General features: G+C 36.7%; 13 protein-coding genes and 4 pseudogenes. All 17 read left to right on the plus strand.

Annotated elements, in window-relative coordinates:
- The first annotated feature begins 1 nt into the window (after nt 1).
- The 17 genes and pseudogenes from ABWU65_RS08000 to ABWU65_RS08080 all read left to right on the plus strand — a co-directional run bounded on the left by ABWU65_RS08000 (nt 2) and on the right by ABWU65_RS08080 (nt 14,056).
- Nucleotides 2–1,483 carry an ankyrin repeat domain-containing protein gene (locus tag ABWU65_RS08000; RefSeq protein WP_353279982.1) on the plus strand — a complete coding sequence of 494 codons (1,482 nt, stop codon included), beginning with the start codon at nt 2–4 and terminating at the stop codon, nt 1,481–1,483.
- Nucleotides 1,480–3,318, plus strand: a complete 1,839-nt coding sequence (locus ABWU65_RS08005; RefSeq protein WP_353279983.1) for a phage terminase large subunit family protein — start codon at nt 1,480–1,482, stop codon at nt 3,316–3,318. The genes ABWU65_RS08000 and ABWU65_RS08005 overlap by 4 nt, the downstream gene beginning before the upstream one ends.
- Complete coding sequence (locus ABWU65_RS08010) at nt 3,308–3,532, plus strand: gpW family protein (protein ID WP_264687029.1); 225 nt, start codon at nt 3,308–3,310, stop codon at nt 3,530–3,532. The genes ABWU65_RS08005 and ABWU65_RS08010 overlap by 11 nt, the downstream gene beginning before the upstream one ends.
- Complete coding sequence (locus tag ABWU65_RS08015) at nt 3,533–4,945, plus strand: phage portal protein (protein ID WP_353280615.1); 1,413 nt, start codon at nt 3,533–3,535, stop codon at nt 4,943–4,945.
- A gap of 14 nt (nt 4,946–4,959) precedes the next feature.
- Nucleotides 4,960–6,021, plus strand: coding sequence for a S49 family peptidase (locus ABWU65_RS08020; protein WP_264685423.1), 1,062 nt, complete (start codon nt 4,960–4,962; stop codon nt 6,019–6,021).
- 75 nt (nt 6,022–6,096) lie between these two features.
- A pseudogene (locus ABWU65_RS08025) lies at nt 6,097–6,487 on the plus strand (head decoration protein).
- A 24-nt stretch (nt 6,488–6,511) separates the two neighbouring features.
- Nucleotides 6,512–7,174 (plus strand): annotated as a pseudogene (locus tag ABWU65_RS08030) (major capsid protein); the annotation flags it as partial.
- A gap of 227 nt (nt 7,175–7,401) precedes the next feature.
- Nucleotides 7,402–8,346 (plus strand): IS110 family transposase, encoded by a 945-nt coding sequence (locus tag ABWU65_RS08035; RefSeq protein ID WP_353279985.1) that lies wholly within the window; start codon nt 7,402–7,404, stop codon nt 8,344–8,346.
- A gap of 223 nt (nt 8,347–8,569) precedes the next feature.
- A pseudogene (locus ABWU65_RS08040) lies at nt 8,570–8,911 on the plus strand (major capsid protein); the annotation flags it as partial.
- 96 nt (nt 8,912–9,007) lie between these two features.
- A pseudogene (locus tag ABWU65_RS08045) lies at nt 9,008–9,193 on the plus strand (hypothetical protein); the annotation flags it as partial.
- A 506-nt stretch (nt 9,194–9,699) separates the two neighbouring features.
- Nucleotides 9,700–11,043 (plus strand): group II intron reverse transcriptase/maturase, encoded by a 1,344-nt coding sequence (gene ltrA / locus ABWU65_RS08050; RefSeq protein WP_264374788.1) that lies wholly within the window; start codon nt 9,700–9,702, stop codon nt 11,041–11,043.
- Nucleotides 11,044–11,121: 78 nt separating this feature from the next.
- Entirely contained in the window at nt 11,122–11,298 is a 177-nt protein-coding gene (locus ABWU65_RS08055; RefSeq protein ID WP_264376337.1) for a hypothetical protein, read from the plus strand.
- A 1-nt stretch (nt 11,299) separates the two neighbouring features.
- Nucleotides 11,300–11,806 (plus strand): phage tail protein, encoded by a 507-nt coding sequence (locus ABWU65_RS08060; protein ID WP_353280104.1) that lies wholly within the window; start codon nt 11,300–11,302, stop codon nt 11,804–11,806.
- Nucleotides 11,803–12,276, plus strand: coding sequence for a hypothetical protein (locus tag ABWU65_RS08065; RefSeq protein ID WP_253303090.1), 474 nt, complete (start codon nt 11,803–11,805; stop codon nt 12,274–12,276). The genes ABWU65_RS08060 and ABWU65_RS08065 overlap by 4 nt, the downstream gene beginning before the upstream one ends.
- Entirely contained in the window at nt 12,263–12,727 is a 465-nt protein-coding gene (locus tag ABWU65_RS08070) for a phage baseplate assembly protein V (RefSeq protein WP_353280102.1), read from the plus strand. The genes ABWU65_RS08065 and ABWU65_RS08070 overlap by 14 nt, the downstream gene beginning before the upstream one ends.
- On the plus strand, nt 12,727–12,981 hold the full coding sequence (locus tag ABWU65_RS08075; protein ID WP_063630987.1) for a PAAR domain-containing protein: 255 nt from the start codon (nt 12,727–12,729) through the stop codon (nt 12,979–12,981). The genes ABWU65_RS08070 and ABWU65_RS08075 overlap by 1 nt, the downstream gene beginning before the upstream one ends.
- 37 nt (nt 12,982–13,018) lie before the next feature.
- Complete coding sequence (locus ABWU65_RS08080) at nt 13,019–14,056, plus strand: YhcG family protein (protein ID WP_353280100.1); 1,038 nt, start codon at nt 13,019–13,021, stop codon at nt 14,054–14,056.
- Nucleotides 14,057–14,058 lie beyond the last annotated feature (2 nt).

The following is a 14,058-nucleotide window of genomic DNA, read 5'->3' on the forward strand; positions in this document are numbered from 1 at the left end:
AATGTCTGCTAAGTTAAGTTTAGAATTAATAAAGTGTCTCATTAATCAGCCAGGAGTAGATGTAAACGTTAGAGGATTAAATGGAAGGACACCGCTGCATTATGCAGTAGAAATTAACGAGCTTAGTATGGTTGCACTCTTACTGAACAGGAAAAATATTAATCCACTGATCGCTGATGATGATGGTAAAAGTGCGCTTTCTTGTGCAAGAGAAGAAATATTACAAGCACTAATCAATCATAAATATGGATCAGAGGGAGATAGCTTGCTTCACTTAGCTGCGATGTTGAATGAAGCAAATGCTGTAAGATTTTTACTTAACAAAGGAGTTAATGTTAATGAGCAGAATGCTTTACTACATACACCATTACACTTAGCGGCAGGAGCTGGACATGAAGAAATAGTAGAAATTTTAATTAGAGAAGGAAACGCGGATAAGGATGTTCTTGACGTGAGAAATCATGCAGCAATGCATTATGCAGTGAACAACAAGAAGCTAGAAGTAGTAAAATTACTTTCAAATCTTGGTGCGAATGTCAATATAGCTGGTAGCGGCAGAAATGCAATGAAATTATCTTCTTTGCACGTAGCTATAAGTAGTAGTAATTACGACGAAAGGGACTTATGTTTAGATATTGTAAGATGCTTAATAAATGTTCCTAATGCTGGGGTTAATTTACAAGATTATGAAAATAAAACACCTCTACATTACGCTGAAAGACTTAAAACAATAGAAGTTTTACTAACTCGAGAAGATATAGATCCTTTAATTAAGGATGATAATGGCAAGACACCATTTTGTTATGCAAAAGAAGCAAATAGATTAGATATAGTAAAGATTTTAGCAAGTAATAGATACGGAGCTGATAAAAACAGTTTGCTTCATTTAGCTGCCAGAAAAGGATATGAAGACCTAATAGACGGTATTCTTGGTGAAGGAGTTGAAATAGATGCTGTAGATGAGAGTGGAAAAACGGGAATTTATGTTGCTGCAAAGCATGGTCACTTTAACGTAGTAAAGTTGTTGCTAAAGAGAGGAGCAGATGCCACGGATGTTTTTCAGTATGCAATAATAACGAACAATGCAAAATTAATAGAACTACTGAGTAAAGAGAAAGAAATAGTGTTATTTGGAAGACAGAAGAACTTTCCAACATTTCATTTATTGAGCAATAAATATTTTGAAGAAAGGAAAATAGCAGACAAAAAAATAAAGAAATATACCAATATCATCTGTGTCACTATAACAATATGCGCAATAGCGATAGTAGGAATTTACCCTAACATTATAGCTGCGGTAATGGTGGGAATAGTTGCGCTCATAGCTGCAATAATAATGAGTAATTTAATTCAGAAGTATATAGAAGAAGCACTTGAAAAGAAAATGTTTATTGAACTCGAAAGTGAGAAAACAAGTGAGTGCAGTTCTATTTTAAGTGATGTTGAAGTATCATCTAATGATGGTGAAGAGCTAGCAATATGATATACGCTACATCTTTTTCTGAAGGTTTAAGGCCAGATCCGCACCTTAAAGTATCAGAGTGGGCGAATGAGTATCGAGTTTTAGCGCCAACTGCAGCATCAGAGCCAGGAAAATGGAGAACAGAAAGAACTCCTTATTTAAAAGAAATCATGGATTCACTTTCTCCATCTTCACCTGCAGAAAAAGTAGTATTCATGAAAGGAGCGCAGATTGGGGGAACAGAAGCTGGCAACAATTGGATTGGCTATATCATCGATCAAACACCAGGTCCAATGCTGGTAGTACAGCCAACAGTTGAAATGGGAAAACGTTGGTCGAAGGGAAGATTTGCACCGTTAATAGAGAGTACACCATGTTTAAAAAGTAAAGTAAAAGACCCAAGGTCAAGAGATTCAGGGAATACTGTACAAAGTAAGGAGTTTCCAGGTGGAATAGTAGTAATAACTGGAGCAAATAGCAGTGTAGGCCTCCGATCTATGCCAGTAAAATATCTCTTTCTTGATGAGATAGATGCGTATCCAGGAGATTCAGGAGGTGAAGGAGATCCAGTACTGCTCAGTATTGCTCGAACTAATACATTTGCACGGCGAAAGATTTTTTTAGTTTCAACACCAACGATTCATGGAATCAGCAGAATTGAGAAGGAATTTGAAGCAACAGATAAGAGATACTTTTTTGTTCCATGTCCGCATTGTAATTACTATCAAGTTCTGAAATGGTCACAAATTAAATGGGAAGATAAAAATCCAAATACAGCACACTATATATGTATAGAATGTGGTAAAAAGATAGAAAATCATCAAAAGACAGAGATGCTGGAACGTGGAGAATGGAGAGCTACTAATAGAGTAAAAGGTGAGAAAAAAGGATTTCATCTTTCAAGTCTTTATAGCCCAGTTGGCTGGTATAGTTGGCAACAAGCAGTAGAAGATTTTTTACATGCAAAAGAAAGTGAACAATTACTAAAAGTATGGATAAATACCACTTTAGGAGAAACCTGGGTAGATAAAGGAGAAGTGCCAGATTGGAAGCAATTATTTAACAGGAGAGAATTTTTTCCCGTAGGCACAGTACCTAGGAGAGAAGTGGTGCTTACAGCAGGAGTAGATGTACAAAAAGATCGCTTAGAAGTAGAAGTTGTAGCATGGGGAAAAGGCAGAGAAAATTGGTCAATAGATTACCGAGTATTTGAAGGTGATACTGGAAGAGGAGAAGTATGGGGAAAGCTTTCGGAGCTCCTCAATCATCATTTTATTGGTGAAAATGGGCTTGAATATATGATAAGCATGATGGCAGTGGATGCAGGGTATGCAACGCAGGAAGTTTACAACTGGGTAAGAGGTCATCAAGGATCTGGAAGAGTAATGGCAGTCAAAGGTGTAAATAAAGCCCTAGTGCCACTGAGCAGCCCAAGTAGAGTAGATATAACAGTTGGTGGTCAAAAGCTAAAAAGAGGAATAAAGCTCTGGCCAGTAGGAGTATCGATATTAAAGTCAGAGCTTTTTCAGCTACTTAATATTTTAAAAGAAGAAGAGGGAAAAGCTCTACCTGGATATTGTCATTTTCCTGAGTATGCACCCGAATATTTTAAGCAGTTAACGGCAGAGCAATTAGTCAGCAAAGTGGTGAAAGGATACACCAAACAAGAGTGGCAAAAGGTAAGAGAAAGAAATGAAGTACTAGATTGCCGAGTTTACGCAAGAGCAGCATCGATAGCACTGGGAATAGACAGATGGCCAGAGAGTAAATGGAATAGTTTAAGTGAAAAACCAGAAAGTAAAAAACCTAAAAAAGTAAGACAGAGTAAGTGGCTTGGTAATCAAAATGTACAGTGAAAAATATTTAACTCAAGTTGAGAAAGCAATTCAAAAACTGCAAAGCGGAGAAAGAGTTGTCTCAATTGCATATGGTGACCATGTTGTGCGGTACGGGGAAGTTCAAATAAAGGATTTATTGGATCTCAGGCAACGAATAAAAGCGGGGTTAAAAGTTGCAGGCATGAGGCCAAAGAGGAAAATTGTTTTTTCAACGAGTAAAGGAATTTTATAAATGCTGCTCAAAACCTTCAAGCAATTATTTAACAAACCAAAGATAAAAAGCTCAGCGTGGGATGCAGCAGGCTCAGGAAGAAGATTTTTTCACTTTCAACCAGAGTTAGGAAGTATAAACAATTTGCTGTCTCAAAACCTTGAAACTTTACGTAGTAGATCACGTGATATGGTGAGAAAAAATCCTTACGCTGCAAATATAATTGATACGATAGTAAGTAACTCTATTGGAACAGGAATAAAACCACAATCAAAAGCAAGAGATGGAGAATTTCGAAAGAAGGTGCAAGAATTATGGCTAAGATGGACAGATGAAGCAGACAGTAACGGAGTAAGTGATTTTTATGGATTACAAGCTCTAGTATGCAGAAGTATGATAGAGGGAGGAGAATGTTTTGTACGTTTAAGAACGAGAAAGCTGGAAGATAGATTTTCTGTACCATTACAACTGCAAGTACTTGAGTCTGAACATTTAGATAATAAAACAAATCAAACTTTAGGAAATGGTAATGTAATAAGAAACGGGATTGAGTTTAACAGGCTTGGGCAAAGAGAAGCATATTACCTATTTAAAGAACACCCTGGTGAAGGCTCGTTTGGTGAATCAGTGAGAGTACCAGCAAATGATGTTTTACATATTTATAGACCTTTAAGACCTGGGCAAATCAGAGGGGAGCCTTGGCTTTCTAATATACTGCTGAAGCTTTATGAGCTTGATCAATATGATGATGCAGAGCTGGTGAGAAAGAAAACTGCAGCAATGTTTGCAGGGTTTATTACAAGACTTGATCCTGAAGCAAATATTTTAGGAGAAAGTGAAAGTAATGAGCAAGGAGTAGCATTATCAGGTTTAGAGCCAGGAACAATGCAGCTTTTAGACCCAGGAGAAGACATAAAATTTTCAGAGCCATCAGATGTTGGAGGAAGTTATGAAGCATTCATGAGACAGCAACTGAGGGCAATAGCAATAGGTACAGGAATAACATATGAGCAGCTAACAGGAGATTTAACAGGTGTTAATTATTCATCCATTCGAGCAGGATTAATAGAGTTTCGTCGTCGATGTGCTATGCTGCAACATAACATTATGGTATTTCAATTTTGCAGACCAGTATGGAGTAAATGGCTAGAGTTAGCAGTACTTTGTGGAGAACTGAGTATAGATGAAAAAGTAGTAAAAGCAGCGAAAGAAGAAGTAAAATGGATACCACAGGGATTTGATTGGGTAGATCCACTGAAAGACCAGCAAGCACAGCAAATGGCGGTAAGAAATGGCTTCAAGAGTCGCTCAGAAGTAGTATCAGAAATGGGTTACGATGTAGAAGAAATTGACCAAGAAATAGCAGAAGATCAAAAGCGTGCTGATTCTTTCAACCTTCTCTTTGATTCTGATGTCAGGACACAAACAAAATAAATCTCATTTACATTATGAAAATTTTACAAACCAACTGGCTATGTAGGCCGATGATGATAGAGCAAAAAAGCTTTGACCTGTTGTCACTATATAACGGAAAACAACCTATCTTTAAAAATATAAAACATGCAGTAAATCAGAATATAGAAAAAACAGCAGTAATAGCAATACATGGAATTTTGACCAAAAAACCAGGGGCTTTTGACGATTTTCTGGGAATGACATCATATGAGAAAATTCAAGAAGAAATAGAAGAAGCATTATCAAACAAAGATATAGAAACTATTCTGCTTGATATAGATAGCCCCGGAGGAGAGGTAAACGGTATATTTGACCTAGCTGACTTTATTTATGAATCAAGAGCAAAAAAGAGGATAATAGCGATAGCAAATGATGATGCATACTCTGCTGCATATGCTATAGCCTCTAGCGCTGAGAAGGTATTTGTGAGCAGAACTTCTGGTATTGGCAGTATAGGAGTAATAGCAAGTCATATAGATCAAAGTGGGTTTGATGAAAAACAGGGAATAAAATATACCACAGTATTTGCAGGAAGTAGAAAAAATGATTTAAATCCACATGAGCCAATGACGTCTGAAAGTCTGGAAAGCTTACAAAAAGAAGTAGACCGACTATATGAAATGTTTGTGCAGCTAATAGCGAGGAACAGAGGTCTTTCAATTGAAAAGATTCGATCAACGGAAGCAGGGCTATATTTTGGGGAGAAAGCAGTAGAGATAGGTCTTGCAGACGGAATTACAATTCTTTCATCTATTAATAAAAACAGGAGTATTACTATGAATGAACGAACTACAACTGACCTAGAAACTGATAATTTAACTAAGTATCGTAATGAAGTTCTTGAATTAATACGTTTATGTAACTTATCACGAATGCCAGAGAAAATAGGAGAATTTATTGAGCAAAGCGTAAGTGTTGAGCAGGCAAGGGAGGTTTTAATGGAGTTACTTGCAGAGAGAACGAAAAAGACAGAGATACTGAGTGCAATACCACAGAATTCAGGAGAGGAGTTGATGATGCAAGTAGCTAAAGCTAGAGCACAATCAAGTATTTAAGTTTTTTTATAACCGCCTGGTACAACAACTACAAACATGGCGGTAAACTAAAGGGAAAAAAGGAGAAAAGAAAATATGACATGTATAACTGAACAAAATAATCTATCAGACGTCATTGGCTCATGGTGACTTATTAAAGTATGAGGCATCAAGTCTATATTCAAGAGATCAAATAACAGTAGCTAAAGGTCAAAATCTTAAGCTTGGTACAGTAGTTGCCAAAAAGACGGAAGATGGTTTTATTAGAGTCCTTAATCCCACTGGAACAGACGGCACACAAACAGCAATAGGTGCAATATTAAGTGATGTAAATGCGACAGAAAATGCCAAAGCAGTAATTATTACTCGTGGTGCAATACTAGCAGATCATGCAGTTGTGTGGCCAGCAAATATCACTGAAGAACAGAAAGCTGAAGCAATAAAGCAACTTGAAGCACGAGGGATCATTATCCGCAAGGGAGTTTAACTAAAATTAATAAGGAGAAAAAGAATGCAAAATCCATTTACAAATACAGCATTTAGCATGACGGCACTAACAAATGCGATGAATATATTGCCGATAAATTATGGACGAGTTGAAAATTTAAATTTGTTTCCAAGTAGGTCAGTAAGATTTAGACATATTACCATAGAAGAACACAACGGAGTATTAAGTTTATTACCAACACAAATACCAGGAGCACCAGCAACAGTAGGAAAAAGAGGAAAAAGAAAGGTAAGAACGTTTACGATTCCGCACATTCCGCATGATGATGTAGTGCTGCCAGAAGAAGTACAAGGAATAAGGGCATTTGGATCAGAGAGTGAACTTAAAGCGCTTGCAGATGTAATAACTGATCATTTGCAATCAATGAGAAACAAACATGCAATAACATTAGAGCATTTGCGAATGGGAGCGCTGAAGGGAATTATTCTTGATGCTGATGGGTCAGAATTATTAAATCTGTACAACGAATTTGAAATAACACCAAAAGTAGTAAATTTTGCACTAGGAACTGCAACAACTGATGTAAAGCGTAAGTGTATGGAAGTACTCCGGCATATAGAAGATAATCTAAGTGGTGAATATATGACAGGAGTACATGCCTTGGTAAGCCCTGAATTTTTTGATGCATTAACTTCGCATAGTAAAGTGAAAGAAGCATATGAAAGATTGTAAGTTAAAAATGTGATATAAAAGAGATAAGAGGGAAAGATAACCCTACTCACTATAGGAATAGGGCTATCACGGGCGTGTGCGACCGAATGAAAGTTGGTATTACAACCGTAGCCATCAAGGTAAACTAGCCCCATCTCTCGATACGTTTGAATAGTTGCATGGGACATATGTATGCACCCGTTTACAATCTTAAATTAATTAAACTATCGAGGTTATTTATTATGATTACATCTTATCAAAATTTCATTGGCATTGATATCGGAAAATTTAAAAATGTTGCTGCAGCTTATAACCAAAGGAGAGCTATCAAGTTTGACAATGATGCTACTGGTTGGCAACAGTTGTTTCAAAAATTTTCAGATATCCTACCTAATTCTCTAGTAACTTTAGAAAACACTGGAAAATATGAGCTTGGCTTAGCACATTTTCTTGTTGATAAGAATGTTGCTGTACATCGAGCTAATACTCGTAAAGTAAAAAGTTTTATCATATCACATGGAACTTTAGCAAAGACAGATCAATCAGATGCAAGAGCCCTTGCTCAATATGGTTTTGAACGCTATAGTGCTCTATCTCTATTTGTGCGTATGTCAAAAGAACAAACCGCCTTAGTTGCACTCTGTCAACGTCGTGATGACATTACGCAAATGAGAACTCAAGAGAAATGTAGGCTTGCAGCACCTGAAAACGACTATATAAAGGAAAGTTGCCAAAAAACAATAGACTTTTTTACCAGTCAGATAAATGAGTTCAACGATGCCATACAAAGAATTATTGATAAAAATCCAGAGTTACAAAAGCGTCAAAAAATCTTGAGAACAGTGCCAGGAATAGGTCTCAAGTTATCACAAGTTTTTGTGTGTCTAATGCCAGAACTTGGCCACCTAAACAAAAAAGAAGTTGCAAGTCTTGCTGGAGTTGCTCCACATCCAAAAGAAAGCGGTAAAACTATTGGTTATCGAAGGATAACAGGTGGTAGAAGCAACGTTCGTGCAAAGCTTTTCACAGCTGCTATGGCTGCTGCAAGATCTAAATCTGCACTTGGTGCTTTTTATTCTGATCTTATTGGTAGAGGTAAAAAGAAGATGGTAGCTATAACAGCTCTAATGCGAAAAATCATAGTAATTGCCAATGCAAGACTTAAAGAAGCAATTAATATGAAATAAAAAAAATCTGTATAGAAAATAGGTTAACGAATATGTGCGTCTACACACATTTAAAGCACATATTCGTTAACCATAAAATCTAAGCAGTGCTTGCTGTTTGATATAAATTTCTTTCTGTATAAACTAGGGTTTTTGTTGCCAAAATACATTTTTCAATTGAATAAAAATACAAAATTATCAACAAATGAGACTAAATTCAAAAAATTTTAAAAAACATAGTTGATGGCAAGAAGGAGCAGCGCTAAGAAACGATATGAGATCAGGATTTACGTTCTGTGGCATAACATTTGAGGAGTATAGAGGGCAAGCAACTGACCCTGAAGGAACCGTGAGAAGATTTATTGAGAAAGATACAGGGCACTGTTTTCCAGTAGGAACAGCAAGCACATTTACGACATATTTTGCACCAGCAGATTTTAATGAAACAGTAAATACTCTTGGACAGCCACTATATGCAAAGCAAGAACCAAGGAGGTTTGATAGAGGGACTGATTTACATACGCAGTCAAATCCTCTGCCAATGTGCCATAGACCAGGGGTATTAGTAAAAGTCGCTATAGCATAACATACTGGTAGAGTAATTACAAGTTGGTGAGGCACAGAACGACTCTACCGGTATGCGCTTTCTTAGCATGTAAAGGTTAGTATATCAAAAAGAAATATGCAAGAGAATATTAAGCGATTATTAGAAGATTGTTTTGCCCATTTAGGAGAAGTGGCTTTGTATAAATCAAAGGATAAGTCATACATGGTACAAGTATTAAAGCAACAGCCAGATAAATTATACGAGATTGGTGAAGGACAATTTGTGGAAGAAACTTTAGCGTTAGAAGTAAGTGCGTTTGATGGTGCGTCCAGAGAAGGTAAGTATGTTCAGTAGGAGTCAAACCTACCAGGATAAGAGTCGGAGTCCTGTAGCTTGGGTAGCAGTATGGAGGGAAACCAAGATACTGAAGCCTACCGACAACGTTATCGTAAGGATAAAGGCGAGTTATCGGGCCATAACGGAAGTGAACACATAGGTGGCCTCGAAAACACAGTACTGAAGGCCGAACCAGCCGTCAAATGGTGAAGGCAGTACAGAAGGTTGAAAAACGACTGATACAACTGTTCTACTTCAGCGGGGTGATAGTGATGGCACGATAACAAGGACATACAAAACAACTGGAGAAGCCCTCCTCATCCCAAGGAGAAATATCTTGGAGAGGTAGGTTCTATAACTGGAAACAGGAAATGAACCGAAGATGAAAGGGTGGCGGATGGGTGCGTAGTAGCGAAGAAGTGAGGTAATGCTCATGGAGCAAAGGTACCCTACTAGTAGAAATCTTTTAACAAAAGGGAGGTAAAGGTAAAATGATAAAAATGCCAATAAAATTACAAGACCTGAGAAGAAAGATATATACCAAAGCGAAGGCAGAACCGGAATGGCGATTCTGGGGAATCTATGTTCATGTTTGCAAAATGGAAACACTGAAAGAAGCCTACAAGCTAACAAAGAGGAGTAATGGGGCACCAGGAATTGACAGAGTGACATTCGAATTGATAGAAGCAGAAGGCTTAGAAAAGTATCTCCAACAAATAAGATATGAACTAATAACCAAGACCTATAGCCCAAATAGGAACCGGAGAAAGGAAATACCAAAAGCTGGGGGAAAACTCAGAGCATTGAACATACCCTGCATCCGTGATAGAATAGTGCAAAGTGCACTAAAGCTAATAATTGAACCAATATTCGAATCTGACTTTCAGGACGGATCATATGGATATAGACCTAAGAGAAAAGCGCATGAAGCAATAAAAAGGGTAGAGAAAGCAGCAATCAAAGACAATACAAAAGCTATTGACATAGATCTGAAATCCTACTTTGATAATGTGCGACATCATATTCTTATGGAAAAGATTGCCAAGAGAATAAATGATAAAGAAATCATGCACTTGATCAAGCTAATCCTCAAGATGGGAGGAAAACGAGGAATAGCGCAAGGATCAACGATTTCGCCGTTATTGAGCAATATATACCTCAATGAGGTAGATAAAATGCTAGAGAAAGCAAAAGAGGTGACCAAAGAAGGAAAATATCAACATATAGAATACGCAAGATGGGCAGACGATTTAGTAATACTGATAGATAGACACCCAAAATGGGAATGGCTGGAAAAGTCAGTATACAAAAGGTTACAAGAGGAATTAGCAAAAATAGAAGTAGAAGTAAATGAAGAAAAGACAAAAGTTGTTAACCTAAAAGAAGGGGAAAAGTTCAGCTTTCTAGGATTCAATTTTCGAGAGAAAATTACAAAACAAGGAAAATGGACGGTAGAAACAACACCACAGATGAAAGCACGAACAAACCTACTTCACAAGTTGAAGGAAGTATTTCGTTGGCATAAATCGCAACCAATAGAGAGAGTGATTCATATCATTAATCCGATATTGAGAGGGTGGATAAACTATTTTAGGATTGGAAACTCAAGTCGAAGCTTTCACTACGTGAAGCATTGGGTAGAGAAGAAAATAAGACGCAATTTAATGAAAGCCAGAAAAGCAAGAAAAGGATTTGGCTGGAAGAGGTGGAGTAGAGAATGGATATATAAAACCCTGGGTCTATATTCGGACTACAGAATAAGATATTACATTCCGAAAGCATCACCAGCACAATATGTTATAAATTTTGGTAAAGAATCTACTAGGAAAGCGTAGTGCGGGAAAACTGCATGCTGCGTTTGATGAGGCGGGAGCTGGAAACGTGAATATGGGAATTTTGGATTGAGGCCCAACATGAAAATAATGGATCAGCCACCAAACCCTAAAGAGGCGCGCCAGTTCTCGACCCTACTGTTAAAGCCAATAGTAGGAGATGTTTTTGTTATAGGTGATCGAAGATATAAAGTACACTCACCGCCACTTAGAGACAAGTCTGGAATAACGTGGAAAATAAAAGCGTCTGGGGTGTAAAATGTCTATTCATATAGAAGTTGAGGTAATAGAAAGTGTAAATGCTAAAAGAAGAAAAGTAGAATTAGCAACGGTAAAGGCATTAAACAAAACGGCACTATGGTTAAAAGCGCAAGCAGCTAAGGAAATTAGTGAGGAAAAGAAGATAAAATTGACGTTAATGAGAAGAAGGCTAAGAATTTTTAAGGCGAAAACTAGCAGATTAGAAGTGTTAATTAGAGCAAATCTCTATGACATTAGAGCATCGACAATTGGTAAAATACAAAAAACAAGAAGAGGATCGAAAGTAGGAAAGCATGAGTTTATAGGAGGATTTGCAGCAGTTATGCCAAAAGGAAATAGCGGTATTTTTAAGCGTGAAGGAAGAACAGCATTACCAATAAAGGAAATTAAGTTGCTACTAGAACCAGAGGCTTCAAGGATAATAGGTAATCTTGTTAATTATGAAGTTGAAAAGGTATTTGAAAAATTCTTCCACCGCGAATTAAGTTACATTACATCTATATGAATTGGCAAGATTTACATAAAGCAATTTGCACTAAGTTAAAAGAAGAAATATCAGCAATTCAAACTTGTGATATTTATCCATCGATAAGAAAAGAATTATTAGCGCCAGCGTTATTTGTAGAGCTTGTGAGTTTAGAATCGGGAAAAGATCCAGGAACAGAGGAATTAGCACTGAAAGCAAGATTTGAAGCACGAATTGTGATTGATAGCACAATAGAAAATGCAGCTATTATTGTCAGAACATTAGCAGCAGAAGTAGCAAGAGTAGTAAATAAAAATACTTGGAATGTGGAAAATGTTTCACCAGGAGAATTTATATCTGCGGAAATTGACGGATTTAGACCCGAATTAGATGCGTATTTGGTGTGGTTGGTTGAGTGGAGTCATCAGCTTCATTTAGGTAAATCGATATGGACAGAAAATACGATTAAGCCACATACGATTACAATAGGAGAAAATGTTAGAGAGTAATTTTGCTATTTCAGAGCTGCAAAGAAAGTTAGCAAACATTGTACGAATAGGAATTGTAAAAGAAATAGATTATGAAAAAGCAAAAGTAAGAGTGAAAATAGGAGAATTTTTAACAGATTGGTTGCCGTGGATAACAAGTAAAGCAGGAAAAGATAGAGATTGGTGTCCGCCAGATATTGATGAGCAAGTAGTTATACTTTCCCCGCTGGGAGAATTATCTTTAGGAGTAGTACTTCCTGGAATATATCAACAAAAGTACTCTGCTCCAGAAAATAAAAAAGAGGTGAGTAGCTTAACATTTCAAGATGGAACAAAGTTGTCATACGATAAAGATAAACATCATTTAGAGATTGAAGTAGTAGACAAAATAACACTGAAAGCTGGGGAATCAAGTATAGAAATGACAAAAAGTGGAATAAAATTGAAGGCAGATAAAATAAACCTTAATTGATGAATAAATCGGTTGTGCGAGTAGGAGATCATTGTGCAGAAGCAACACCACATTTTTGCATTAGCGGCAGTAATAATGTTTTTGTGAATGGTAAACCAGTTTGCCGAAAAGGAGATAATTTTACAGAAAGTAGAGTATTAACTGAAGGGTCAAAAACAGTGTTTACAAATGGGTATGGTATAGGAAGAGTTGGAGATTCAATATCTTGTGGTTCTAAAGTAATGAGTGGTAGTAATAATGTTTTTTCAGGATAAAAATAAACCATCTGTTATACTTACAAAAAGTAAGGTTATGAACATGGATATAACTACTAGCCTATTAGGAGACGTTAGTAATTTAATAGATAGAGCAAAGAATCATCTTTCTGTTCAATTCAACTCTACTCTAGTATTGCTAAACTGGCAAATTGGCTCCAGAATTGACCAAGATATTCTAAAGCACAAACGCGCAGATTATGGGAAGCAAATCATCTCCCAACTTGCAAAAGAACTTCAGATTAAATATGGACGTGGGTTTGATAGAGCGTCATTATTTCGTATGGTGCAATTTTCTAAATTCTTTCCTGATCAAGAGATTGTCGCGACACTGTCACAACAATTGAGTTGGTCACATTTTGTAGAAATTATTGCAATTTCTGATGAGCTGAAGCGTAATTATTATATAGAAATGTGTCGTATTGAAAGGTGGAGTGTTAGGGCACTACGTAGTAAAATCGATACTATGTTGTATGAACGTACAGCACTAGCAAAAAAACCTGAAGATTTCATAAGAAGGAGTATAAAAAATTTACGTGAAGAAAATATGTTAGCACCAGAATTCATTTTTCATGACCCATACTTCCTTAGCTTCATGGAATTGCCATCAAGTTATAGTGAGACTGATCTAGAAAATACAATCTTGGATGAATTGACAAAATTTTTACAAGAGTTTGGGAATGATTTTTGTTTTGTAACACGTCAAAAAAGGATGAGTACTAAAACAACTGACAGGTATTTGGACCTGCTATTTTTTCACAGAGGATTAAAACGCCTTATAGCAATAGAGCTAAAAATAGGCCGTTTTGAACCAGCTTATAAAGGACAGATGGAATGGTATTTAAATTGGTTAGATAAAAATGAACGAAAAGCAGGTGAAGAAAAACCGTTAGGGATTATTTTATGTGCTGATAAGGATCAAGAGGATATAGAATATCTTGAACTCGAAGGCTCTAATATTCATGTTGCACAGTATTTAACACAGCTTCCTTCTAAAGAAATTCTTGAAAAGAAGTTGAGAAAGGCTATTTCTATAGCACGTGAAAAACATGCAAGTATTCAGTCAGAGCCATGAAA

The organism is Wolbachia endosymbiont (group B) of Silvanus unidentatus (genome assembly GCF_964028615.1).
Classification (GTDB): Bacteria; Pseudomonadota; Alphaproteobacteria; order Rickettsiales; family Anaplasmataceae; genus Wolbachia.